This is a genomic window from Bradyrhizobium xenonodulans, assembly GCF_027594865.1.
In the GTDB taxonomy this organism is placed as follows: domain Bacteria; phylum Pseudomonadota; class Alphaproteobacteria; order Rhizobiales; family Xanthobacteraceae; genus Bradyrhizobium; species Bradyrhizobium xenonodulans.
The window spans coordinates 3,033,736-3,055,321 of record NZ_CP089391.1; the positions used below are offsets into that span (position 1 = coordinate 3,033,736).

Below are 21,586 nucleotides of genomic sequence, written 5' to 3' on the forward strand. Positions count from 1 at the left end.
GAACATCGTACGCGGCCGGTAGCCGCGAAGGGTTGAGTAATAAATGGCGATCCAGAATGGAAATGCCCATGCCGCAGATCTCGGGCTTCGGTCCCTTGCTCTGTTCCTGCGCCTTCATGGCGTGAACGCCGAGCCCGACCAGCTCCGCATCCGTTGCGGGGAGAGTGCAATCGGCATCCGTGCGATGCTTCGCTGCGCCCGCGATTTCGGACTGAAGGTCGGTTCGTGCACGACACATTGGAAACAACTCGCAGGCATCGGCCTGCCCGGAATCGCAGCGCTGCGTGATGGCGGCTTCTTGCTGCTCGGGAAGGTCGACGACGACGCCGCGCTTGTGCTGCATCCGACCTCGTCACATCCGAAGCTGATGCCGCGTGCGGAATTTGAACAAATCTGGGACGGCCGCTTGCTCCTGGCCGGATCTCAAGGCCTCGCCGATCGGGCGCAGCAGGCCTTTGCCGGTCTAATTGCGCGCGGGCGTGATCTGGTTGCGCTCGCCGGCGATGCTCTGGCGTCTGCACGGTCCGCTGAACGTCGCGATATACCCGACCAGGAGCCGGCTCCTGAGCCCGCGGTTGGCGATGAGTCGGGGCTCATTGCGATGGCGATATTGCTGCGTTGCCATGGCATTGCCGCTGACCCAGAGCAAATTCGCCATCGCATGGGCACCTCGCGCATCGGTGTGACTGAAATCCTGCGCTGTACCAGGGAGTTCGGCCTCAAGGCGCGGGCACAGCGGTCAAGCTGGAACAGGCTTGCCGTCACGCCGTTGCCGGCAATCGCCGCGCTGCGCGACGGCAGCTACCTGATCCTGGGCAAGGTTGTCGACGACAGGCTTCTCGTTCAACGCCCATTGTCGTCCCGACCCGAATCCATGACGCAGGCCGAACTCGAGGCCGTCTGGGATGGCGACATCATCCTGATGACCCGGCGTGCGGCTCTGACGGATCTGTCCAGGCGATTCGATATCGGCTGGTTTCTCGGTGCGGTCCACAAATATCGCCGTCTTCTCGGCGAGGTGCTGATCGCGTCGTTCTTCCTTCAGGTCTTTGCCCTCGTCGCCCCGCTGTTCTTCCAAGTCGTCATCGACAAGGTGCTCGTGCATCGGAGCATCAGCACGCTCGACGTCCTGGTCGCGGGCCTCGTCGCGTTGACCTTGTTCGAGACCGTTCTCGGCACGTTGCGCGTCCATCTGTTCGCGCACACGACAAACCGCATCGACGTCGAGCTCGGCGCCCGGCTGTTTCGTCACCTGATGGCGTTGCCGATCGCATATTTCCAGACACGCCGCGTCGGCGATTCGGTCGCACGCGTTCGCGAGCTCGAGAACATCCGCCAGTTCCTGACGAGCTCGGCGCTCACCCTCGTCGTCGATCTTTTGTTCACTGTCGTCTTCCTGGCGGTCATGTTCTACTATTCGACCGCGTTGACCTGGATCGTTCTGGCGTCGTTCCCGTTCTACATCGGAATTTCCGCCGGCGCCGCGCCGCTGTTTCGCCGGCGACTCGATGAGAAGTTCAATCGCGGCTCGGAGAACCAGGCCTTCCTGGTCGAAAGCGTCACGGGAGTCGAGACGCTGAAGGCGATGGCAGTCGAGCCTCAAATGCAACGCCGCTGGGAGGAGCAACTCGCCGGTTATGTGGGCGCGAGTTTCCGCGTACTCAGCCTGAACAACACGGCGAGCCAAGCGGTCCAGATGATCAACAAGCTGGTCACGGCCGCAACGCTTTACTTCGGCGCCAAGTTCGTGATCGGCGGCGACCTGACCGTCGGAGAGCTGGTCGCGTTCAACATGCTGGCGGGGCGGGTAAGCATGCCGGTGCTACGGCTCGCGCAGATGTGGCAGGATTTCCATCAGGCCCGGCTGTCGGTCGATCGTCTCGGCGACATTCTCAACACCATCCCGGAACCAAGCTTCAGTTCGGCCCGCGCCGCGCTGCCGGCGATCCGCGGCAAGGTCGTATTCGAGCACGCGACCTTCCGCTACCGCGTCGACGGCCCCGAGGTGCTGCACGATGTGTCATTCGGCATCGAGCCCGGCCAGGTCATCGGTATCGTTGGTTCTTCAGGCTCGGGCAAGAGCACCATCGGCAAGCTGATCCAGCGTCTCTACGTGCCGGAGAGCGGACGCGTGCTGGTCGACGGCGTCGACCTCGCGACGGTCGACCTGACCTGGCTTCGGCGCCAAATCGGCGTGGTTTTGCAGGAAAACGTGCTCTTCAATCGCTCGATCCGTGAGAACATTGCACTCGCCGACCCGGCCATGCCCATGGAGCGCGTCATCGAGGCGGCATCGCTCGCCGGCGCTCACGACTTCATCTTGGAGCTGCCCGAAGGCTATGACACCATCGTGGGCGAGCGCGGCAGTAGTTTATCCGGCGGGCAGCGCCAGCGTGTCGCGATCGCACGCGCACTCATTACCAACCCCCGCATCCTTATCCTCGACGAGGCGACCAGCGCGCTCGATTACGAAAGCGAACGCGCCATCCAGCAGAACATGAAAAGGATTTCTGCCGGCCGGACCGTCATCGTCATCGCTCATCGGCTCTCTACCGTACGCAATGCAAACCGGATCATCACGCTCGAGCATGGCCGCATCGTCGAAGACGGCAGCCATGATGAACTCCTTCGCTCGAACGGACGCTACGCAAATCTCCACTATCTGCAGGCCGGTATCCATGACGTCCGCTAGCCGCAATATCGTTCCGTTTCCGAGAGCCGAGGTCCGACGGCGCGAGCAAGAGATTGCGTTTCTGCCGGCGGCACTCGAGATCACCGAATCGCCGCCCTCGCCTGTCGGTCGTGCGATCGGGGCGAGCATCATCGCGGTCTTTTGCGTCGCGCTGTTGTGGGCATCATTGGGCAGCGTCGACATCGTCGCGACTGCGACGGGCAAGATCGTGCCCGGCGGACGCACCAAGCTGATCCAGCCGTTCGAGACAGGCGTTGTTCGCGCCATTCACGTACGTGATGGACAGAGTGTCAAGGCCGGCGACGTTCTGATCGAACTCGATCCGACGATGACGGAAGCCGATCAGGAGCGCCAGAGAAGCGATCTCGTTGCGGCCGAACTCGACGTCGCGCGGCTGCGAGCAGCGCTCACCAGCGATCCGCTTACCTCCTTCCGATCACCGCAGGGCGCAAGCGCCGCGGAGATCGAGATGCATCGCCAGTTTCTGATCAGCCAGCGCGCCGAGCAGAGCGCCAAGCTCGCCGAGATCGAGCGCCAGCAAGGTCAGAAGGAAGCGGAACGGGCGACCACATCGGCGAGCGTGGCGAAGCTCCAGGCGACGATACCGGTGCTCCAGGAGCGGGTCGACATTCGCAAGACTCTGGTCGACAAGGCCCTGGCCTCTCGGGTTGTCTATCTGTCCGAGTATCAGGAGCTGGTCGGCCTTCAGCAGGATCTGGTCCTCCAGCAGAGCCGGCTCGGCGAAGCCGACGCCGCCATCGCCCTGCTGAAAGAAACGAAGGAAAGGACTGCCGCGGAGTATCGGCGTGCTACCTATGACGCACTCGCGAAAGCCGAGCAGAAGGCAGCGAGCGCGGCGCAGGAAGTGGTCAAGGCGGATCGGCGCACGAAGCTTCAGCAGTTAACTGCGCCGGTCGACGGCGTCGTTCAGCAACTCGCCGTTCACACGGTGGGAGGCGTGGTGACGCCGGCGCAGGCGCTCGCCATCGTGGTTCCAAGCGAGAGCCAGCTCGAGATCGAGGCCATGCTCTCCAACCGCGATATCGGCTTCGTCCATCCCGGACAGAAGGCCGAGATCAAGATTGATACGTTCAACTTCACGCGCTATGGGCTCCTGCATGGGGACGTGCTCAGCGTGTCGACCGACGCCATCACGCGGGACAGGCAGAGCGGACTGAACGACCGCGCGGCGGGCGCGGTGCAAGGCAGCAGCGAGCCGAAAGGCCAGGAGCTGGAGTATGCGACGCGGATTTCACTCGACCGCACGCACATGCAGGTGGAGGACAAGCTCGTCAAGCTCGGTCCCGGTATGGCGGTGACGGTCGAGATCAAGACCGGCGCGCGCACGATCATCAGCTATCTTCTCTCGCCGCTGGCGAGGTACAAGCAGGAATCGCTGCGAGAGCGATAAAGGGCCGGCTGCCGTCGCCATTCGCGCGATGGCAGCCGTTTCCGTGTCCCTGCGCCTACTTGTAGAGCCGTACTGCGGCGCGAGCCCCTCGGTCGACGCCCTTGCGGAGCAGGCCGTCGATTGCGGGGACCACGACGTGACGAGAGTCGGGGGGGACCAACGGGGCCGGCTCGTTGAGCTGCTGCATTTCGGAGATCACCTCGATCGGCTTGGCGGTCCCTCTGGCAGCATCAACGGCCGGGGTGACGCGGCCGCTTGTCGACCGCATCAGTGACCCATGGTTCATTCCCCAGATCGCTGCTTGTGTCCGGTTCTGGACCCGGATCTTGCGCAGAATCGCCTTGACGTGAACCTTCACGGTGGCCTCGGCGATATTGATCTTTCTGGCAACGCACTTGTTGGAGTCACCTTCGATGAGGCAGGATAGGATTGCCTTCTCTCGCGGAGAGAGTTGCGGCAGGATCGACTCGTCGGCCGGGGCGAGAATGGCTTGTTCGCATTCGCCGGGCTCCGCCGTTTCGTGTTCGCGTTCGCGATTGGCATCGAGGGCGAAGGACAGGAATGCAGGCGGGAAGACCGTCTCGCCCATCGTCACCAATTCGACCGATTTGATGAAGGCGTCGCAAGAATTGACGTTGACGAAATAGCCGTTGGCGCCGGCGCGAAATGCGGAGGCGAGGTCGACCGGTCGATAATTGTCCGAGACGATCGCGATGCGTGCGTCCGGATGACGATCCTTCACAATTCCAATTTGCGATATCGCGTGATTGAAGCCTTCGCCCGTATGGACGATGAGGAACATCAACTTCTCTGCTCGAAGCGAACTCGGCAATTCCTCGGCACTTGACGTTGAGACGGGGATATGAAAATTTGCCGCGTCCAGAATTTTAGCAATGCCTTCTCTAATCAAAACGTTCTTTCCAATAAGAACGGTCTCGCAAGACTGCCGCCTCCTCATTTTATCCTCCAGCCTACTACGCAATGACACAACAGCGATGGGCGGTTGAACTCAATTTGGTCTCAGTTTTCTTGTCGGACGAACGAACCCTTGTTGGTTTGGTCGTTCTTCCTCGGCTTCTGGTCTTCAGAAATATCGAGTTACCCCGATCGTGATCCTCCTTTTGTTCTGCCTGATCTCAGTTGTGGATTTCGAACAATCCATCTTGCTTAATCTTTTATGAATGTTAGATGCGAATTTGAGATTGCCCTATATATCGTTGGTTATAGACGTGGGCCTGCGGATATCCAGGCGGCTACGGTGCAGAAAAAGCCTTCTGGCGCAGCCTCTGCGCGAATTAGATGACGATGTTCATTCAACATTGAAAAGGTTTTTGGTTGCGTTTTTTGCTCGATGCTACGTCTGCGCGAGCTCAGTCTGCGAGCGAGTTAACGGCGCGGCGCATATTGCACGTTGCGGAAATGTCGAAGGTATGCGCCGTTCGGAAATCGCGCCGTTGTCGGGAGCTGATAGCCGCGAAGGCCAGCCTCACCGCAGTCTGATCGCCGTGTTCTTACGGGCATTCGAGGCGCAATTTGTCGATGATAGTCGGGAAGCGAGCAGAGCAGGGCGCCAGTTAACTCTAGTTTCGCGCTGCGACATCGGCACTGCTTGCGTTAATGGAAATTTCGGATGAGTCTACCAAGGGTAGATGCAATAGCGGAAGGGTGTGCGGAGTTTATGTTTTGGGAGACGACACGCTGAGGAGCGCCGAATGCGACGTGCCAGTGTAGTCATTGCGGACCGGTATCCGGTCGTTTTGCAGGGACTGAGCAACGTGCTCGGTGCCACAACGGATTTCAACGTCGTTGCGTCTTGTAGCGACGCAGCCAGCTGCATCGAAGCGATCCGCAGCCTGGCGCCCGATATCGTGATCGCCGATCCCGCGATGCCTGAGCTCGCCGCCGCGAGAATCCTTTTGACAATCAATTCGGAAAAGCGGGCGACGCATCTGGTGTTTTTCGTCGCGAGTGAAGATTGCGAGGTGGTGCTCGCGGCGACGCCCGCAACCTGCAGCATCATCCTGAGAGATACCGATCCCGAGGCGCTGGTGCAGTCGTTGCGGCACATCGTCAATAGTCAGAACGTGCTTCCGTCGGCTCCGTCCGAGTCGATCGCGTCGCACGAGCAGGGCGCGATCTCGGAGAGCGGGCTGACGGCGCTGACGGAACGCGAGCGCCAGATCATGCGCCTGGTTTCCGAAGGATTGTCGAATAAGGAAATCGGGCGCCGGTTGAATATTACCGATGGCACGATCAAGGTGCATCTTCACAACATCTTTCAAAAGCTTGAAATCAGCAATCGTACCGTTCTTGCGGCCCTTGCCATCTCGCAACATGATCGCGCGACCGCTGCGCGGGAGAAGGCACATCCCGGATTGAGTCCGACCAGCGGCGAGCCCTGAGAGCGTCGTCACGCGCCACCATTTTTCGTCGGCGTTGTGTCCGGGAAGCCAAATGGGGTAGTCCGTCAGGACCGAAGTTGATCCAAAATCGCAGCCAGGGTCGCGGCAGAGACGTGCAATTGTTCGTCCTCTGCAGCTCTCGGTCGATCACAGCGTGCCCGTTGTCAGGTAAAAACGCAGTCGCGGGCAACAGATCGACATCCAGATGCGATGGCAGAGGTGAAAAGATGTACTGACTGGATGTCGGTACGTCTGGAGTGGCGGCCCTGGCCCTTTCTGCCCCGCCCCCAAGCGGTCAGGGCCGTTTCTCCGTCGTCGGCCTGCCAAGGACTGGAGCTCTGTGGTTGAGCTGAAAGCGAGAGGGCGGAACCCATCGTGATGTCCCTTGAGTTTCACCGAGCCGTCGAGAACATGGACATCTGGAGCCGGCTTTACCGAGGGAGCGGCGCGATCAAGATTGGAGGTCTCGACATCGAGAGCGTTTGAGCCGACCGGGGAGGTCGTCCGCGGTGCGGACGCCCCAATTCTCCCGGTCAGGCGGTGCTGCCGGCGTCGACCGTCACCACGGTGCCGGTGATGTTCCTGCCACCTTCACCGAGAAGATATTCGACCATGGAAGCGACGTCGCCAGCTTCGGGAAGGTGCCGCAATGCGCTGCGGCGAGCGATGCGTCGACGGCCTTCTTCGTCCAGGGATCTGGTCAATTCTGTGTCGATGAAGCCGGGCGCGATCGCGTTCACGGTGATGCCGACCCTGCCGACTTCTCGGGCCAGCGAACGCGTGAAGCCGGCAAGGGCGGCCTTGGACGCGGCATACACGGACAGGCCGCTGTAGCCCGTCGAGGCGACGATGGAGGAAATGTTGACGATCCGTCCCGCGCCGTCGGCCATCATATGGCGTGCAACGTATTTGGTCAGGATGATCGGCGACAGCACGTTCAACCGAATTAAGGACTCGATTTCGGAATTGTGCATGGTGGCCAGCAGCCCGTCGGTACCGATCCCAGCATTGTGGACGAGGCCGTAGATCGCGCCGAACTCGTTGCGCACCGATTTTGCGAAGGCCGGGATCGTTTCTGTGGCCCCAAGATCGCAGGCGCGGAAATGCAGATGCCGTTGTGTTTCGCCAGCTGCAGCTGCAAGCTCTTCGCTCTCGCGGCGCGCGACCGCGACCACATTGTAGTCGCCGGATGCCGCAAGCCTGCGCGCAATGGCAAGACCGATGCCGCGGCTGCCGCCGGTGACGAGGACGTTACGCATCGGTGCGCACCAGCTTTCCCGCTGCCGTGAGGTCGAGCCTCTCGACGAAGCGGATCACCGCTGGCACCTTCCATGCGGCCAGGCGGTTCTTGCACTGGCCGAGAATCTCCGCGCGGATCGTCTCGTGGCGCGCCGCATCGGTGCCGTCGGCGAGGATGACGTCGGCGACCACGATGGCGCCGGTGATCGGGCTCCTGCGCGATCGCGCGCGCGACATCCGGACGCAGACATGCCGGTTGATCACGGCCTCCACCTCCTCCGGATGCACCTTCAACCCGCCGATGTTGATGATGCCGCCTCGTCGGCCGACAAAGTGGTATCGTTCGCCGCGCCGCTCGACCATATCGCCCGTATCGACGAACCCTTCGGCGTCGGCGAGGGGCGGCGCCTCGGCGCCGACATAGGCGCGCGCGGTGCGACGGGAACGGATCCGCAGCGAGCCGTCGACCACCTTCATCTCGACGCCGGCGTGGTCTTGCCCGATCAGGTGGGCAGGAAAACCCTCGCGCCCGTCGTCCACGCTGAAACCGACGCCGGCTTCGGTCGAAGCATAGGCGTGCCCGATTGACGCGTGCGGAAATGCCCTGGCAAGGCCGTCCAGCAGGGCCTGGTCGGCGATTTCACCCGACAGGCGGACGTAGTCCGGCGAGAAGTCGGCGGACGCACCGCTCATCAGGAGCCTGCGCCAATGAGACGGCGTCCCGGAGATGTGGGTGACGCCGCCTGCGCGCAGCCGCGCCACGTAGGCCGCAACGGCTTCCCCGGGCTCCGAAAGCACCATCGATCCGCCGCCGATGACGGCTCGCAGGAAAATATGCAGGCCGCCGTAGCGGCGGATATCGTAGAACGTCCCCCAGGTCGCGTTCCGGTAGCGCGCAGGCCCCTCGGCGATGATCGCGCCGGCAAGCCCATCGAACGTATGTCGGACGATCTTCGGCAGCCCGGACGTTCCCGAGGTCAGCATCAGCCACTCGGTCGCGCGATCGACCTTCGATCCCGTGGACTTCCGTTGAGGCAGGTCGACGCCGACAACAAAGTACTTGCCCGCATGACTTGGGGGTAACGGCCGATCGGTGACGATGGCGTCGATATCGGCCTGCTCGAGCAGATCCTGCAGGCGATCCCAATCGAGGTCGGGCGGACTTAGAAGAAGGCGACGGACGACGCCGTCGAGCTCGATCATTGCCAGTGCGGACAGCAACTGTCCGGACGTCGCCAGCAGCACCGAGCGGCCGGAGAGCTCGCAGGATCTCTCAGTCAGGCAGCTGTGCTGGGCAATGTCGGTGAACGAGACGCTATGCCGGGCACCGGAAATCGTTCGGTCTTTCAATCCCGGGCCGAGATACTCGCGCAGCGCAACGCTGTCAGGCGGGGACATTCTCGTAGGCTCTGACAAACTCGCCGAAGGTTGACGGGAAGGCTGCGTCCTCGGCGACAGTGAAGGGATCGACGCCGAGTTCGTCTTCCAGCCGCGCAACCAGGATTGCGAATGCCAGCGAATCGAACCCGGTATCGTTCAGCGGCAGGTCGTCATCGAGAGGCGGCAGCGTGATCCTCTGTTCTTCTGCGATCTGCTTTATCGCGGAGAAAATCTTCGACTTGACCGACATGGTGCACCTCACATCTCGGCTTTTCGAGCCGATGCTAAAGCCTGATTTCGCCCGCAACGATGCGCGCGTAGACCACCCGGTCGATCGAACGATAGTCGCCGGTCGCCGGATCACGCAGGAACAGCGGATCGTCCACCACCGAAGGATCAAATCCCTCGCGGATCAGCCGCTGCTTCTGCTGCTTGAAAGTGTCGGTCACATCGAGCGCCCGGCACAATCTGACGAAAGTTGGAACTGCGTAGCGTGGAAGCCGGTACGAGAGGTGTTCCCTGAGCATCCCGAAATCGAAACGTTGGTCCACCACCAGGGCCGCCATGCCGGCGCGGCCATCCATCCCCGACACGGCAACTCCATAGGTCGAGGCGTCAACTATGCCTGGGCAGTCCCTTATTGCGTCGTTCACTTCGCTCGTCGCGACGTTCTCGCCCTTCCAGCGGTACGTGTCGCCAAGGCGGTCGACGAAGTGCAAATAGCCCTGCTCGTCGCGCAGCATCAGATCGCCGGTGCGGAACCACGCGTCGCCCTGGGAAAAAACGTTGCGCAGAATCTTCTTCTCGGTCTCGGCCGGATCCGTGTACCCTTCGAAAGGTGCGCCGTCGCGATCGGCGCGGCCGATGCGCCCGATAGCCTCGCCAGTCTCGCCAGGACCGCAGGCGATGCAGAGCCCGGTGTCGCTGCGGAGCGGTCTCCCGCTGTCGGCATCTACCTTGACGACCAAGGCGGGAAAGCGGTGTGCCAGCACCGGCGGGATCCGGCCGATCGCGCCGGGCTTTCCCTCGACGTTGAACAGCGAGAAGTTACCTTCTGTTGCGGCATAGAATTCGAGGATCTGCGGTATCGCGAACCGGCTGGCGAACTCTTCCCAGATGTCGCCGCGCAATCCGTTGCCGACAGCCAGGCGCAGGCGGTGTTGCGTATCGCGTTCGGACGACGGCGCCTTCAGCAGATAGCGGCACAGCTCGCCGATATACTGGAAGACGGTACAGTCGAAGCGCGCGATGTCGTCCCAGAAGCTGCTGGCGGAGAATTTCTCCGCAATGGCGACCGAAGCGCCCGCGCAAAGCATGCTGCAGGGCGCCGCGACGCCGCCAACCGAGTGATGGAGCGGGAGGCAATCGTAGATCCGATCGTCGGTGGATGCGTCCGTCAGTCCGGCGAACCACCCGCCCCAGGTGAGAATACGGCGATGACTGACGTTCGCGGCCTTTGGCAGCCCAGTAGTGCCCGAGGTGTAGATGAGGAGCGCGCGTTGATCGATCGTGACGTCGCCACGTTCGGCGGGGGGCAGCGGATTTGGCTCGAAGGTGGCGAGCGCCGCATCTAGATCGCCGCTTGCGTCGCGGGTGCCGACGGTCCAACTCCGCGGCACGCGGCGCAGGTGCGGACGTGCGCTCTCGAACGCCTCGACGCAATCGGCAGCGAGGATGAGGTGATCTGCAAGCGCAATGTCGATGCAGTGGGCGAGGGACCGGCCGACCAGCCTGGTATTGATCAATGCCACTGTCGCGCCGACGCTGCTGATGCCGATCCAGCAGGCGAGGTAGTCCGGCCGGTTCGGCATCAGAAGGCAGACGGTGCGGCCGGCATGAAGGCCGAGACCCCGCGCCCAGCGCGCATAGCGGTTGATCCGGGCGGCGAGTTCGCTATAGGTGAAGGATTGGCCATCCGAGAGCAAGGCAGGTCGTTCGGGCTGACGCTCGGCCCATTCCTCCACGATGTCGGCGAACAACCGATGCGGCCGGGCTTCTAGCCGCGCGGTGAGTGCGATGGCTCGCAGCCAGGTTTGGGCGGCGGAGCGTCTGCGCTGCGGAGTGCCGCGTCCGGTCGCCTGCGGGATCTTGGCTGGTTTCATGACGCGATCATTCGGCTGGGCGCGATCGGCATCCGCGCGCGCCTGCTTGCTGACCTGCAAGGCTGCGGCCGGAGGGACCTTGCAATCATTGGCGATGCGGCTCGCTTGGTCGTCGAAGCGGAATCTCCCTCCAACTGACGTCATCCCGACCCGGATCCCAGCTGGTTGAGGATCATCCGCTCCATCGCCTTCACCGATTGAAAATTTTCGGGCGTGATTTCGAGGTGGGGAAGGATGAGATCGAACTCGGCTTCAACCTTGAGCATCAGCTCGACCATGCCGATCGAGCTCAGCCCGATATCCACCAGGCGTGACTCCGGGTGGAGATCGGCGGTGATCGCGTTCTGCTGGAGGACGCTCTGGACGACGGATAGAACACGGTTCTGAACGTTGACGACAAAGTCGTGCATTTCACTGGCCCCTTGCCGTGGTCGGGCGTGATCACAATCGGGGCGACGATACCCAACTACTCTTCTGCTCAATAGCTCTGCTTCGGAGGTACCTCGCCCGGGAGTGGTAGCTCCCTGGCACCCACTTCTGCGCCAACGACGCAGCAAGCGAAGTGAGCTAGCTGTTGATTTTGAGCGGAATCTTTCTCGACCTGGGAACGATGAAATGGGAGGCGTTGGCGCATGAGTGTGCAGGAGGTCAAGCTTCGCAACTTCGCTACGGACATCGGACGAGCAACTTTCTCTCCCGACGGTTCCTCGTTCCGGCAGCGGATGACAAATGTCGCGGAGGTCGCTGCGACGGAGGCCGAGGCGGTCGATCGCGAGGCGCGCTTCCCACGTAAGGCGATCGACGCGGCGCGCAAGGAGAGACTGCTAGGCGCTCAGATTCCGGTCGAGTTCGGGGGGGACGGTGCGTCCATCTCCGAGGTGACAGACATGTGTTACGCGCTCGGTCGCGCTTGCGCCTCCGCGGGAATGATCTTCGCGATGCATCAGACCAAGATCGCGTGTCTCGTCCGCCACGGGACGGGCAGCGGGTGGCACGAAAGTCTCATGCGCCGCGTGGCTGCCGAACAGCTGTTGCTGGCATCGTCGACAACGGAAGGTCAGAACGGCGGAAACATACGCTTCAGCTCGGCCGCAGTGGAGCGCGCTGATACCGAGATTTCACTCGTGCGCGATGCGACGGTGATCTCGTACGGGGCCGAGGCGGACGGCATCGTCACGGTCGCCCGCCGCTCCGACTCTTCCGCCGGATCCGATCAGGTGCTGCTGGCCATCACCCGCGACGATTATACGCTGGAGCCCACTCTCGCGTGGGAGACGCTTGGCATGCGTGGAACCTGCAGTGCCGGGTTCAAGCTGAATTTCAGGGGCGCCGTCGACCAGATATTCCCCGTGCCGTACGAAAGGATCCATGCGCAGACAATGACACCCGTCGCCCACCTGTGCTGGTCCTCGGTCTGGGCCGGGATCGCGGCTGCGGCGGTAGACCGAGCGCAGCTCTTCATCCGCAAAGCCGCTCGCGGGTCGGGCGGCAATATGCCTCCCGGCGCGGCGCATTTCACCGCCGCCAAAATGACGCTGACAAAACTGCGCGCCGTCATCGCCGCGAATCTCCAGTTCTACGAAGCGCGCGAACGGGACGAGCGCGCGCTGTCGTCCGTCGACTTCCAGTCCTCGATCAATCTTCTAAAGGTGGAGGCCTCCGAGCTCGCGGTCGCCGCCGTCATGCACGCGATGCGCGCCTGCGGCCTGTCCGGTTACCGCAACGACACCGACGTCAGTATCGGCCGCCACCTGCGCGACGTGCTGTCCGCTCCGATAATGATCAACAACGACCGCATCCTCGCCAGCATCGGTACCGCCACGCTGATGAGCGCCGTCCCGGAGTCCCTGCGCGATTGAATTTCTCCCCAAAAGGAATTGACTGATGAACCTGGCCACTGTCGAAGCACCGGCGGACTCCACTCCGTCTCCGGCTGATCCGTTGGACCATCTTGCCGACGCGCTGTTCCACGAGATGGGATCTCCCGGCGTCTACGGCCGCACCGCGCTCTACGAAGACGTCGTGGAGCGAATTGGGGCGGTGATCTCGCGGAATCGCGAACCGAACACTGAGGTGATGCGCTTCCCGCCTGTCATGAACCGCGCTCAGCTCGAGAGGTCGGGCTATCTGAAGAGCTTTCCCAACCTTCTTGGCTGCGTCTGTGGCTTGCACGGCACGGAAAGCGAGATCGACGCGGCGATCAGCCGCTTCGATGCCGGCGGCGACTGGACCGGGGCGCTGTCAGTGGCCGATCTCGTTCTGTCGCCGGCCGCCTGCTATCCGGTCTATCCGATCGCGGCGAGCCGAGGTCCCGTGCCGGCTGGCGGCTTGAGCTTTGACGTGGCCGCCGATTGTTTTCGTCGCGAGCCCTCGCGTCATCTCGACCGGCTGCAGTCCTTCAGGATGCGCGAATTCGTCTGCATCGGTAGCCCCGATCACGTCTCGGCGTTCCGGGAGCGCTGGATCATACGCGCCCAGGAGATCGCCAAGGCTCTCGGACTGACCTTCAAGGTCGACTATGCCAACGACCCCTTCTTCGGCCGGGTCGGTCAAATGATGGCGGTGAGCCAAAAGCAGCAGTCGCTGAAGTTTGAGCTGTTGGTGCCTCTGCGCTCCGCGGAGCGACCGACCGCCTGCATGAGCTTCAACTACCACCGGGATCATTTCGGCACTGCCTGGGGCATCGTCAATGCGGCCTCCGAGCCGGCCCACACCGCCTGCGTGGCCTTCGGAATGGACCGTCTCGCCGTCGCCATGTTCCATACCCACGGCAAAGACGTTGCCCTGTGGCCGATCGCAGTGCGGGAACTGCTGGGCTTTCCGCTGACTGATCGCTGGTCGCCGTCAGTATTCGAGGAGTTCCGATGCGCCAAGGAAGTCGGGAGCTAGCCCGGGATCGGCGAGCCGAAGGGCCAGCCTCCATGAGGAGAGAGACTCTTGCCGTCCACGGCGGCTTCGACAACGATCCGGCAACGAAAGCCGTTGCCGTACCGATCTACCAGACGGCCTCGTATGCATTCGACAGCGCCGACCACGGAGCCGCGCTTTTCAACCTCGAAGCGGACGGCTTCCGATACACCCGGATCGGCAATCCGACCAACGCCGTGCTGGAGAAGCGCGTCGCCGCCCTGGAAGGGGGGATCGAGGCGCTCAGCGTGGCCTGCGGTCAGGCCGCGGTAAACTATGCGGTGGTCAATGTCGCGGAGATGGGCACCAACATCGTCTCGGTCCCGCAGCTCTACGGCACCACGCATACGCTCTTCGCGCACATCCTGCCGAGGCAGGGCATTATGGTCCGGTTTTCGGAAGATGACCGGCCGGCGAGCGTCGAAAGACTGATCGACGATGACACCCGGGCGGTGTTCTGCGAGAGCGTCGGAAATCCGGCCGGAAACGTCTGCGACATCGAAGCGATGGCCGAGGTCGCGCACAGGCACGGCGTCCCGTTGATCGTCGACAACACGGTCCCGACACCGATCCTGCTCCGACCGATCGAATACGGCGCAGACATCGTCGTGGAGTCGCTGACGAAATTCATGGGTGGGCACGGCACCACGCTCGGTGGAATTATCGTCGACGGCGGCAGGTTCCCCTGGGCGAAGCATCGCCGGCGCTTCCCGATGATGAACGAGCCGGAGACATCGTACCATGGGCTGGTCTTCACCGAGCGATACGGGGCCGCCGCCTACATTGCGCGTTGCCGCGCCGTCTCCCAGAGGACCACCGGCGCCGTCCTGGCGCCGATGAACGCTTTCCTGCTGCTACAGGGCATTGAGACCGTCGCGCTCCGCATCGAGCGGCACGTCGAAAATGGCGAGAAGGTCGCGCGGTTCTTGCGCGATGACCGCCGTGTCGGGTGGGTGAACTATGCGGGCTTTCACGACAGCCCGTATTACGCGCTGACACAGAAGTATCTGGGTGGCCGGGCGTGTTCGCTGCTGACCTTTGGCGTGGCTGGAGGCTTCGAGGCGGGCAAGCGGTTCTACGACGCGCTGAAGCTCTGCAAAAGGCTAGTCAATATCGGCGATGCGAAAACACTCGCCTGCCACCCCGCCTCGACAACGCACCGGCAAATGTCGGCCGACGAACAGGACAAGGCCGGCGTGCGGCCCGAGATGATCAGGCTGAGCGTCGGAATCGAGCACATCGACGACATCATCGCGGATCTCGATCAGGCTCTCTGTGCCGCGAACTGATGTGTCGTGAAACATGAAGGCATTCGGAATGACTGTCCTAATCGACATCGATTCGCACGAACACCACCTCTTCTCGAGAGCGCCGGGTGCAGGCGTCCATGCGGCGGCGTCACCGGGAAACCGGGTGGAGTGCCTCGACATCGGGGTCATCAATAACATGTCGGATGCTGCCTTGATGTCGACAGAGCGCCAGCTGTTCGATCTCATTAATGCGGCGGCCGGACGACTTTTCGTCAGGCTGCACTTCTACACGATGGCGGCGACCCCCCGTTCGGAATGGGGGCGCGATTACGTGCGGCGATACTATCGTGGCATCGACGATCTCTTGAACAGGCGCCTGGATGGTGTGATCGTGACCGGCGCCGAACCCAGGGCCGCCAGCCTGACGGAAGAGCCATATTGGGCCACTTTCGCAGAGATCGCCGACTGGGCCGCGGAGAATACCGTGTCGTCGGTGTTTTCCTGCCTGGCCGTCCATGCGGCCGTCCTGCACCTGGACGGCGTTGCGCGTCGCAAGCTGCCCAGCAAGTGTTTCGGTGTCTTCGCTCAGACAAAGACGAGACATCATCCCTTGCTGCAAGATGTGCCGAAGACCTTCAAGATTCCGCACGCCAGGTGGAACGAGGTGGAGGAGGGGGATCTGGCGCGCTGCGGATATTCAGTGCTCACGTGGTCGGCTGAGACTGGCGCCGACTGCTTCGTCAAGCAGCAGAAGGAGAGCCTTTTCGTTCATTTCCAGGGGCACCCGGAATACGAAACCCAGAGCCTGCTGGGCGAATATAGGAGAGATATGGGTCGTTTCCTCCGGGGAGAGAACGACATCTGTCCGACGCTCCCGAGCGGCTATTTCGGCAATGAGGCCGAAGAGCTGCAAATCGCTTTCCGACAGAAAGCACTTTCCGACAGACGCCCGGAACTCTTCGCCGATTTCCCTGCCGATCAAGTGGCCAAGGACCTGACCAACGTCTGGCATCAGCCGGCCAAGCGCATATACCGCAATTGGCTGCTGTATATGGTATCGCAGCGAGCTCGACGCTCAAAGCCGTTGGGCATGCGGGAAGCGGCTCTCTCTGCGGCCGGAGCGCCGGCACATCGCGATGCGCGCAAGGTGGCTGCCGCTCGATCCGCTCGCCCGGCGCGGTCGCCAAATCCGGTGACCAGGAGGCGGCTCGGATATTGCGAGTGAGAGGTCGGACCATGATCCGATGCCGCGAGATAGGAATAGCTGATCTTGACGCCATCGCCGACCTTCTGACACGCGGCTTTCCCATCCGCTCGCGCGACTACTGGATTAAAGGACTCCGGCGCCTGTCCGTGCGCGAGACGCCCGATAGTTTCCCGCGCTTCGGCTATATGCTCGAGCATGATCGGACCCCCGTCGGCGCCCTGCTGTTGATCCACACCGCGCGGAAGGATGCCGGACGCACCTCCATCCGCTGCAATCTCTCGAGCTGGTATGTGGACCCTGCCTTTCGCAGTTACGCGCCGATGCTGACCAAGGTCGCTCAGCGCCACAACGACGTCACTTACGTCAATATCAGTCCGGCGCGATGGACCTGGCAAGCCATTGAAGCGCAGGGGTTTCGCCGCTATTGCGGCGGCTTGCTCTTCTCGTTTCCGGCAGTGTCGCGCCCGGCCAAGGCCATGCGTGTCGAAGTGGTTCGGCAGGACGCGCAGGCCGTCGACGGGTTGTCCGAAGCCGATGTCGTGCTGCTTGCGCGTCACGCGGCCTACGATTGCCTCAGCCTGGTATGCCGCGCGCTCGACGGCCGCGCCTTTCCGTTCGTTCTGCAGCCGATGCGCGTCCGTCGCATCAGGCTGCCGGCCATGCAGATGATCTATTGCCCTGACGTGGCGGACTACATCGCATGCGCCGGCGCGATCGGCCGCTTCTTGCTCCGGCGTGGCCGGATATCGATCGCACTCGATGCCAATGGCCCCATACCCAACCTCGTCGGCATCTACAGGGAGCCGATCGGCCGCAAGTACTTCAAGGGCCCGCATTGTCCCCGGCTGGCCGATCTGTCGGATTCCGAGCTCGTGATCTATGGGCCATAATCAGTCGTTCCAGAATGGAGATTCGTTATGATGCCTGGCCCCAACTCCGTCAGCCATTCCCGGACATGGACGTTCTTCCAAGGCGAGTGGCACGAGGGCAATGTGCCGATCATGGGGCCGCGGACCCATGGGCTCTGGCTCGGTTCGACCATCTTCGACGGCGCGCGCGCCTTTGAAGGCGTTACCCCTGACCTCGATCGTCATTGCGCCCGCGTCAATCAATCCGCGGTCTATTTCGGGCTCAAACCGGTCGTCGATCCCGGTACGTGGCTCGGACTTGCGCATGAGGGTATCGCCCGTTTCCAGCCCGATGCCGAGCTCTACATCCGCCCGATGTACTGGCCGCAGAACGGCGTCGGCGGCGGCGTGCTCTTCGATCCGGAAACGACCGACTGGTGCCTTTGCATCTACGAAGCACCGATCCCCAAGCCTGTTGGCAGCGCGATCACGCTGTCGCCGTTCCGCAGACCGACCGCCGAATCCGCGCCGGTCGGTGCCAAGGCCTCCTGTCTTTACCCGAACTGCTCCCGCGCGCTCATCGAGGCCGCCTCGCGCGGCTTCCAGAATTGCTTGATGCTGGACATGCTCGGTAACGTCGCGGAGTTCGGCAATTCCAACGTGTTCATGGCGAAGGATGGCGTCGTCTATACGCCGGCGCCAAATGGCACGTTCCTGAACGGAATTACGCGGCAGCGCGTGATCGAACTTTTGCGCGGTGACGGCATCACCGTGCTGGAGACAACGCTGCGCTATTCCGATTTCGTCACTGCGGACGAGATCTTTTCGACCGGCAATTTCGCCAAGGTCGCGCCCGTAATCCGGATCGACGGACGGCAACTGTCGCCCGGGCGCTTTTATGCGCGTGCGCGAAGGCTGTATTGGGATTTCGCGCACGAGACGAAGCTTGCGGCGTGAGAGGGAACGAATAGAACCAATATGTTAGATCGCACCGTTTTGCAAAAATATGCGTAAAATTTGCGAATTTATGTCCGCGGCTTTATGCAGGAGACTCTTCTGCTTGGCGTCGCGGTCGAGCTTTCTCTAAATCTTCAGCGAAAAGAGCTCGCGAAGTGCGCGATCAACCCGAGCTTTGAGCCGCTCCTCGACCACCCAAGTCCTCCAACATTTTCTTGGGCGAGAGCAAGCCGGCCGCAGCCCCGACGCCGCTTGGGTTCAGCCAACGTTGTGGCGCACGAGTTCGGCTGCGCAAATAGTCAGAACTATAAGCAGAGCTTGCGAGCTGACGGCCCATGGCCACGTAAGCTAGTGCTTTGTGTGCGTCCGTGCGTGAAACCGTTGGAAGGAGCGGAAAGGTCCCCGTGGATACAGGCGATGGATCAACCGCAAGGGATCGGGCAGTATCCCACCAACCGCGCCAAGCAGTATTGCTGGGGTTGCCGGGGGAGCGGCATAAAGCAATAGCGCAATCGCAGGGCCAACTGATCCGTCGAAGGCAAGCAATCCCAAATCACGCACCCAGAGCCGATCAGCGAAAAGTGCCGGTCGGTTCCGGCTGATTGAAATGGAGCGCAGCGGATAATCTGAATGCGGGATAGCATCGATGGCAAAATGACTCGCTATTCCGGCGACGAAGGCCAACGCAGGCTGATCGGGCATTAGGCTGGCTATGGCCCCGCCTACGATAGCGTGAGTGCTCAGGATCATCTGCACGGACCTTCGTGACGCTGGCCGCATGATATCTGGCCGGACATCTCAACGCCACGGATTACATATCAGCGCTGACGCTTTTAAGGGCGTGTTCCAGCGCGTACAGCCTCTTGCCGAGTTCGTTATCAATCTCGCGAATGTCATTGCCGTAATGCCGTCGGAACCCGGCTTCAGCTCCTGGCGTTCCTCAGAAGCCGAGGCTCTGTGCAAGAGGCATCTCGGCGCCGATCGGCAAGATTGCTCCGTCCGAGGGGCTTGTGGTCGTCGCGATTGGTCGAGGGTGCGATCGGCGTAAGCAATTACCCATAGCCGGGGCGGCGTCATTTAGCGCGGTGACAAGATCCTCGACATCGTTCCTGATGAGGATTGATTGACCCCATTGAGGCGCAGGTCGGCGTCGAGGACATCAGCGACGTGCATCCGGACACGCGCGCGGAGGTTCACCTCACCGCCTACAAGCAGCCCATCATACCGATCATTCATGGTGACGTGATCCAGGTTTCGGCTGGCCGCTTGACGGATCCGAAGTCTAGCGCACCACATTACACCGCCTTTGTGCGGATTGATCGGGATGAGCTCGCCGCCATGCCGAATGTTCGGCTCTGTCCGGGCATGCCGGCGACGATCCCGACTGTGCAGCGGACGGCATTTGAGTATAACGTTGGGCCATTGGTGATCATTCAATCAGTCATTCCGATAGAAGTAGGAGCCGCGTTCATCGCTGCGACGCTTCCGACTGCGCGCAATCACCGGCTCCAGATCATCTTACGTCTGCTTTTGTGCCTGGCGCTAATGTGCGGCAACGCAGACGCACGACTGGATGCACTACGCGGCATTCGCGAAAGATGAGGCCGTTGAACTCTTGCGGCGATTGCAGCAGTCCGTCGAAGAGGCAATATGGCTTCAGCGCGCGTCTTTCAGGCTTTGTGGAGTTTGGATTCGACAGAACGAGCGGCCGTTCGGGCATCCAGCTGACCTTCCATCAGGTTTGGCTGATCGCTCGCGATGGCATCTTCTTCCCGCTCAAGGCTGTTGGCCCGCGCGGCCTGGTAAGCGCGGAGACCTGCCGCCGTGCGCCGGAATCGCCGTGTGTCGTTCGTCCGTATTTCTACGGAGCGAGGCACTTCGATAACGATTCCGGATTACCTCCGGTAATCCGAAATGCTCTGCAATAGTAGGGTTAACAAACGATTACCTGATGACAAGTTTGTTGCGATTGATTTAAGGTGTCGGTAGTTGGCGCAAATTTCTGCCGACGGACGGCAGATTTGAATGCCCAACATTGTCAGTGAATTAATCTTAGTAAGAGGGATTTTGTACAATGCTGCAGTACTACATCAAGACGACCGAAGCCTTGAAGCAGCTGCGCACGGACTCGAACGGCGTTGTGTCGTTCGAATACGTGATCGTCGCCGCTTGCATCGTTGCCGCAGTTACCGCTGCGTTCGGCACGACCACCGGCACCGGCATCGGTGCGGCTCTGACCACCGCAATCGGCAAAGTCACGACCGCGGTCACCGCAGCCGCCTAATTGAGCGCATGTAGCCGAGAGGCGCTCTTGGCTCGTTTGCAACCTATGCCGTTGGCGGCTTTCTGCCAACGGTGCCTGCCCCACAATTATTCCCATCATTCGTTATCAAAGCAGGGATTACCCCTATGCTGAAGTATTACGTTAAAACGAAAGCAGCCTTGACACTTTTGCGCACGGACAAGGACGGCGTTGTGTCGTTCGAGTACGTGATCGTCGCCGCTTGCATCGTCGCCGCCGTTACCGCTGCGTTCGGCACGACCACTGGCACGGGCATCGGAGCGGCTCTCACCACCGCGATCGGCTCGCTTACCACAGCTGTCACTGCTGCCGCTTGAGGCAGAGACCGTCCGACTTCGGGGGCGTTGCGACGCGCCCCCGTCTCGTCTGAGGCAGATATTTCATGAGCTGGATTGCGTCCACGACCTCGTGTCTGGAAATCGCATTGTTGTTGTATGTCGCAACGATCGATATCGCGACACGGTTGATCCGAAACGAAATTTGTCTGGCGCTGGCATTCCTCGGGATCGTTGGTCAATTGGCCAACCCGATGCAGATTGGCCAGTCGCTGATCGTTGCAGCAATCCTGTTTCTGGTGCTCTTCGTGATATACCAGCGCGGAATGATCGGCGGCGGCGATGTCAAGTTGCTGGTTGTCCTGGCGATCGGTCTGCCGCTGACCGGCGTGATTGAGCTGTTGACAGCAACTGCATTGACCGGTGGCGTTCTGGCCGCGGTGCATCTGATGATGCGCCACCTGCCACATCCGAAGCTGGCGCCCGCCGGATCGTCGCTGGTGCGAAGGATTTACGCGATAGAGCGCTGGCGTCATTTGCGACATGCGCCGCTGCCTTACGGGGTCGCGATTGCCAGCGGCGGTATCTGGGCCATTTCGAGCAAGGGATTTTGA

At 61.7% G+C, this 21,586-nt stretch carries 19 protein-coding genes; 13 read left to right on the forward strand and 6 right to left on the reverse strand.

Annotation, left to right across the window (positions count from 1 at the left end; all coding sequences use genetic code 11):
• Window positions 1–43 precede the first annotated feature (43 nt).
• Together I3J27_RS13920 and I3J27_RS13925 are read left to right on the forward strand one after the other, a co-directional pair.
• Complete coding sequence (locus tag I3J27_RS13920; RefSeq protein WP_270170093.1) at window positions 44–2,692, forward strand: type I secretion system permease/ATPase; 2,649 nt, start codon at window positions 44–46, stop codon at window positions 2,690–2,692.
• Complete coding sequence (locus tag I3J27_RS13925) at window positions 2,679–4,103, forward strand: HlyD family type I secretion periplasmic adaptor subunit (protein WP_270170096.1); 1,425 nt, start codon at window positions 2,679–2,681, stop codon at window positions 4,101–4,103. The genes I3J27_RS13920 and I3J27_RS13925 overlap by 14 nt, the downstream gene beginning before the upstream one ends.
• 55 nt (window positions 4,104–4,158) lie before the next feature.
• Here I3J27_RS13925 and I3J27_RS13930 read toward each other — a convergent pair whose 3' ends face one another.
• Window positions 4,159–5,061, reverse strand: a complete 903-nt coding sequence (locus I3J27_RS13930; RefSeq protein ID WP_270170099.1) for a LuxR C-terminal-related transcriptional regulator — start codon at window positions 5,059–5,061, stop codon at window positions 4,159–4,161.
• A gap of 754 nt (window positions 5,062–5,815) precedes the next feature.
• On the opposite strand from I3J27_RS13930, the gene I3J27_RS13935 reads away from it, so the two are divergent.
• Complete coding sequence (locus I3J27_RS13935; protein ID WP_270170101.1) at window positions 5,816–6,505, forward strand: LuxR C-terminal-related transcriptional regulator; 690 nt, start codon at window positions 5,816–5,818, stop codon at window positions 6,503–6,505.
• Window positions 6,506–7,038: 533 nt separating this feature from the next.
• Here the strand turns inward: I3J27_RS13935 and I3J27_RS13940 are convergent.
• Genes I3J27_RS13940 through I3J27_RS13960 form a run of 5 tightly spaced genes read right to left on the reverse strand, consistent with a single transcriptional unit; the run spans window position 7,039 to window position 11,636 of the window.
• Window positions 7,039–7,764, reverse strand: a complete 726-nt coding sequence (locus I3J27_RS13940; protein WP_270170107.1) for an SDR family NAD(P)-dependent oxidoreductase — start codon at window positions 7,762–7,764, stop codon at window positions 7,039–7,041.
• Complete coding sequence (locus I3J27_RS13945) at window positions 7,757–9,142, reverse strand: ANL family adenylate-forming protein (protein ID WP_270170109.1); 1,386 nt, start codon at window positions 9,140–9,142, stop codon at window positions 7,757–7,759. The genes I3J27_RS13940 and I3J27_RS13945 overlap by 8 nt, the downstream gene beginning before the upstream one ends.
• The gene (locus I3J27_RS13950; RefSeq protein WP_270170111.1) at window positions 9,129–9,374 is read right to left on the reverse strand and encodes a phosphopantetheine-binding protein; all 246 of its coding nucleotides are present in this window, start codon (window positions 9,372–9,374) and stop codon (window positions 9,129–9,131) included. The genes I3J27_RS13945 and I3J27_RS13950 overlap by 14 nt, the downstream gene beginning before the upstream one ends.
• Window positions 9,375–9,408: 34 nt before the next feature.
• Window positions 9,409–11,370 carry a long-chain-acyl-CoA synthetase gene (locus I3J27_RS13955; RefSeq protein ID WP_370691953.1) on the reverse strand — a complete coding sequence of 654 codons (1,962 nt, stop codon included), beginning with the start codon at window positions 11,368–11,370 and terminating at the stop codon, window positions 9,409–9,411.
• Entirely contained in the window at window positions 11,367–11,636 is a 270-nt protein-coding gene (locus tag I3J27_RS13960) for an acyl carrier protein (protein WP_270170113.1), read from the reverse strand. Before I3J27_RS13960 ends, I3J27_RS13955 begins: the two co-directional genes overlap by 4 nt.
• Before the next feature lie 222 nt (window positions 11,637–11,858).
• Here I3J27_RS13960 and I3J27_RS13965 point away from each other — a divergent pair, with 222 nt between their 5' ends.
• The 10 genes from I3J27_RS13965 (at window position 11,859) to I3J27_RS14010 (ending at window position 21,586) form a co-directional block, all read left to right on the forward strand.
• Window positions 11,859–13,085, forward strand: a complete 1,227-nt coding sequence (locus I3J27_RS13965; protein WP_370691954.1) for an acyl-CoA dehydrogenase family protein — start codon at window positions 11,859–11,861, stop codon at window positions 13,083–13,085.
• Between the two features lie 25 nt (window positions 13,086–13,110).
• Window positions 13,111–14,115 (forward strand): amino acid--[acyl-carrier-protein] ligase, encoded by a 1,005-nt coding sequence (locus I3J27_RS13970; protein WP_270170115.1) that lies wholly within the window; start codon window positions 13,111–13,113, stop codon window positions 14,113–14,115.
• 32 nt (window positions 14,116–14,147) lie between these two features.
• Complete coding sequence (locus tag I3J27_RS13975) at window positions 14,148–15,422, forward strand: O-acetylhomoserine aminocarboxypropyltransferase/cysteine synthase family protein (RefSeq protein WP_270172750.1); 1,275 nt, start codon at window positions 14,148–14,150, stop codon at window positions 15,420–15,422.
• Window positions 15,423–15,450: 28 nt separating this feature from the next.
• Window positions 15,451–16,608, forward strand: coding sequence for a homoserine O-succinyltransferase MetA (gene metA / locus I3J27_RS13980; protein ID WP_270170117.1), 1,158 nt, complete (start codon window positions 15,451–15,453; stop codon window positions 16,606–16,608).
• An 11-nt stretch (window positions 16,609–16,619) separates the two neighbouring features.
• Complete coding sequence (locus tag I3J27_RS13985) at window positions 16,620–17,480, forward strand: GNAT family N-acetyltransferase (protein ID WP_270170119.1); 861 nt, start codon at window positions 16,620–16,622, stop codon at window positions 17,478–17,480.
• A 27-nt stretch (window positions 17,481–17,507) separates the two neighbouring features.
• Window positions 17,508–18,395, forward strand: coding sequence for a branched-chain amino acid aminotransferase (locus I3J27_RS13990; RefSeq protein ID WP_270170121.1), 888 nt, complete (start codon window positions 17,508–17,510; stop codon window positions 18,393–18,395).
• Between the two features lie 1,119 nt (window positions 18,396–19,514).
• Window positions 19,515–19,997: a beta-barrel domain-containing protein gene (locus I3J27_RS13995; protein ID WP_270170123.1), complete on the forward strand. Its 483-nt coding sequence runs from the start codon at window positions 19,515–19,517 to the stop codon at window positions 19,995–19,997.
• Between the two features lie 472 nt (window positions 19,998–20,469).
• Entirely contained in the window at window positions 20,470–20,679 is a 210-nt protein-coding gene (locus I3J27_RS14000) for a hypothetical protein (RefSeq protein ID WP_270170125.1), read from the forward strand.
• A gap of 125 nt (window positions 20,680–20,804) precedes the next feature.
• Window positions 20,805–21,014, forward strand: a complete 210-nt coding sequence (locus tag I3J27_RS14005) for a hypothetical protein (RefSeq protein ID WP_270170127.1) — start codon at window positions 20,805–20,807, stop codon at window positions 21,012–21,014.
• Between the two features lie 65 nt (window positions 21,015–21,079).
• Entirely contained in the window at window positions 21,080–21,586 is a 507-nt protein-coding gene (locus I3J27_RS14010; RefSeq protein ID WP_270170129.1) for an A24 family peptidase, read from the forward strand.